The sequence below is a fragment of the Mesorhizobium sp. M7A.F.Ca.US.006.04.2.1 genome, assembly GCF_004022915.1.
Taxonomy (GTDB): Bacteria; Pseudomonadota; Alphaproteobacteria; order Rhizobiales; family Rhizobiaceae; genus Mesorhizobium; species Mesorhizobium ciceri.
Map to the genome: position 1 here is coordinate 1 of NZ_RZQA01000787.1, position 3,032 is coordinate 3,032.

The 3,032-nt window shown below is 56.3% G+C and carries 4 protein-coding genes and 1 tRNA gene; 3 read left to right on the plus strand and 2 right to left on the minus strand.

The window, feature by feature from the left end:
• Positions 1-35 precede the first annotated feature (35 nt).
• Positions 36-203: a hypothetical protein gene (locus EN925_RS39830; protein ID WP_013531392.1), complete on the minus strand. Its 168-nt coding sequence runs from the start codon at positions 201-203 to the stop codon at positions 36-38.
• A gap of 155 nt (positions 204-358) precedes the next feature.
• On the opposite strand from EN925_RS39830, the gene EN925_RS30020 reads away from it, so the two are divergent.
• From EN925_RS30020 to EN925_RS30035, 3 genes are all read left to right on the plus strand, one after another.
• A tRNA-Thr gene (locus EN925_RS30020) sits at positions 359-434 on the plus strand.
• Positions 435-1,532: 1,098 nt separating this feature from the next.
• Positions 1,533-2,186 carry an outer membrane beta-barrel protein gene (locus tag EN925_RS30030; RefSeq protein WP_013531390.1) on the plus strand — a complete coding sequence of 218 codons (654 nt, stop codon included), beginning with the start codon at positions 1,533-1,535 and terminating at the stop codon, positions 2,184-2,186.
• 269 nt (positions 2,187-2,455) lie between these two features.
• Positions 2,456-2,839: a hypothetical protein gene (locus EN925_RS30035; RefSeq protein WP_084015764.1), complete on the plus strand. Its 384-nt coding sequence runs from the start codon at positions 2,456-2,458 to the stop codon at positions 2,837-2,839.
• Here EN925_RS30035 and EN925_RS40265 read toward each other — a convergent pair.
• Positions 2,840-3,032: hypothetical protein (locus EN925_RS40265; RefSeq protein ID WP_206632996.1), on the minus strand; the 193-nt coding region annotated here is incomplete at its 5' end.

Below are 3,032 nucleotides of genomic sequence, written 5' to 3' on the forward strand. Positions count from 1 at the left end.
CCCCTATTCCCCTATTCCCCTATTCCCCTATTCCCTCACCCCATCCCCGTGACATGGCGCAGCCAGAACGCCAGCGCGATGAAGCCGATGATGGTGGTGACGCCGGTCCAGTCGACATTGGCCTTCTTCACGTCGCTGATGATCTTCACCAGCAGCATCCAGGCCACGAAGATGATCGGGAGAATGATGACAAATCTGATCATGCGACACCCCTGCTCGAAGCGATTGCACCCTTCCCTAGATGTAGGAAGCAATCCGGCGGTTTTCAGGATGCCCTCGCCGACGGCCCATGCGGCATGCCGGGAAAAACGGAGTTTTGTCTTTACTGGCGCAACAAATATGCTAACCGGAGCGCCGTGCCCTTGTAGCTCAGCTGGTAGAGCAGCGGTTTTGTAAACCGAAGGTCGGCGGTTCGATTCCGTCCGGGGGCACCAGCACAATGCAAAAACCATAACATTTTCAAAAGCTTAGAAAACAAGGTTCGGGTTCGATCCACCGCTTATCCACCTGGAATTTTTCATTTGCCAACGCGAGTATCCGCCCCAGAGCATCACCGTATCCGGATCATCCTCTTCGTCCTCCTCCGGCTCGTAAGGTTCCGGCGCCACCAGCAAATCGATTCGCCTAAGGTCAGTCCCTCCCATTGGCGCATCGAGCGAGAGCGTTTTGAAGGTGTCATATTTGTGGATAGTGTGCTTGGTGCTAGGTTGCCAAATATTCAGCCTGGCTCAGATTTGGGAATATTGGGGGGACGTCACTTTGATCCGCATTTTGGTCGCACTCGCCGCCGCAATTTGCTTCGCGTCTTCGGCGGCTTCGGCAGGACAGGACAATATCCACTTCCTGGTCGGGATGCCCGATGCCAAGTTAAATTTGGCCGCTAAAATGGCAGGTAACCTCAACGGCGTTATGCAAAGGTGCCGGCTGAGGCCTACAGAAGATGGAAAAGCTATCATTGCTGTCCCTGTGCTTTTGTACGAGGGGATTAGAAAAACACCTGACGCCTAATCCTCCTAAGTTCCGGAAGGCCATTCGCACCTATGAAAGAGCTTACGCCATGGCGGTCCAGAGAGCGGGAAATTGCCAGGCTGAGAAGGCCAAATACCCGGGACTTTACCGATAGATGGCTGAGAAGGGACCCGGACATTGGGCGAGTCACCGCCCTGCGCGCCGCCGCCTAACTATGGCGTCGACGGCATCCTTCCTGATTGCTGCGGATTGAGCCGTCCGGTATACCCATCGGCATTCTTCACGAACACAGCTGCAAGCCTGATCCGTGCGGCAGCGGCTTCATTGAAGATCAGAACGGCACCCTTCCACGCTCCGCACTTGAATTTCTCGATAATGCCCGCATCGAAGCCTGACGCGGAAGTATTGAGCTCTTCGAGGGATGCCTGCTTGCACCGGCCATCCCGATACCTATTTCGCCGAATTCAGGCGCAGCAACTTAGCCTACGGGTGTGACTTCCTAGCTATATACAAAGTTGCAGGCTCATCGATATAAGGCGATTGGCGATTTTGATGGGGATTTCATGAAAGCTTTTTTGCTCGCTTCATTCGTTGCGCTTTCCGCGGCTCCGGCCATGGCTGCCGATATGACGATCGCTCCTGTCGATACCCCTGAATGGACCTGGCAAGGGCCATACGCCGGCGTGTTCGGCGCCGGAACGTTGGAACACTACAAGATCTATGGACCGGGCGCCCAGGCTGGCGCAACGCATAATGTCGGCTCGGCAACGGTCGGCGGCTTTGCAGGCTATAACCTCCAATCCGGCAAGATTGTCTATGGCGTCGAAGGCGAGCTTGGCTACCGCTTCAAGAAGAACACCTTCGACGATATTCCAGGCCCAGGCGTCCTTGACGCCTCCACAGGTTTGTTCGGATCCGTAAAGGGTCGCGTTGGCATGGACATGGGAGCCTACATGCCGTTTGTCACGGCTGGTGTAACCGCTGCAAAGCTGAAGACATTCTACCCGGGTGGAAACGCTGAGCGGGATGCCACCTTGGTCGGTGGTGTTGTTGGAGCAGGCATCGACGTCGCGCTCACACACAACGTGTTCTTGCGCGGCGAATACGACTTCTCCTTCTTCGGCAAGAAGTCGCTTGAATATTGTGGCGGCGGATGCACGCTGGAACACACGCTTCAGACGCACGATTTCCGCGTCGGCATCGCGATGAAGTTCTAACTGTTCAGCGCGTCTCCGACTTTGACGCCCTCCGCGGGAATGGCAAGACCAAGGTCCAGCTTGTGAACGGCATTCCGCGGGCGCAATGTCGCCACGAACCCGACGGCTAGGGGCCTGGATCGCAAATAGTTTGCCGTTCAGGCCCTTCGTTCGTTCGGGACCATGCCCATCTGCGCGCCACCCCTTCGTATCAAACCGTACGTTGAATCCTTCTTGGGTCACGCGTGACAAGAGAGTAAATAAATCCTTTCGCAGGAAGGGAGGCCGCGATGGCAGAAACGCATATAGAAGTCGCACGCGCGGTTATAGAAACCAGCTTTCGGTTGCGGCACCATTCCCTGGCCGGAACTGCCTCATTTCGCCGTGATATGGACCACTCCCGACGCGCAATCGAGGCCTCGCGCGAACTGCTCAAGCGCCTTCGCCAACGTCATCGCGATGACATGGCCCGAGGTTGGGAAGATCTGGACCCAGGTCCTGTTGCTGTCTCGGCCTTCGATGCCGACATTCTCCGCTCTGCATTTCGAAACCTGGTCAGGGAAGCAAGCGTTCCCGAGTGTGAATGGCGCCACCTGGCTGAAAGCCTGGTCCGCGAATATGTCGGGTGCGAGCAGGTTGACGTTGGCTTGTTGGACTGGATTACCCACAAGTAGTCAGCGGTATAAATTGCGTACCAACGCAAAACAGCCCGCCCCGCCCACATTGCCGGTGACACGAAACGGGCTGCGGAAGCCCGCATGCGATGCTTCCTGCAACCCAACTTTGGGCGAGTACGGATGTTCCGTTAGTTTCTGCTGAAAGGCGGTACATTCTGCTGCCGCGGCCATTCGACAGTCACTGGTAGGG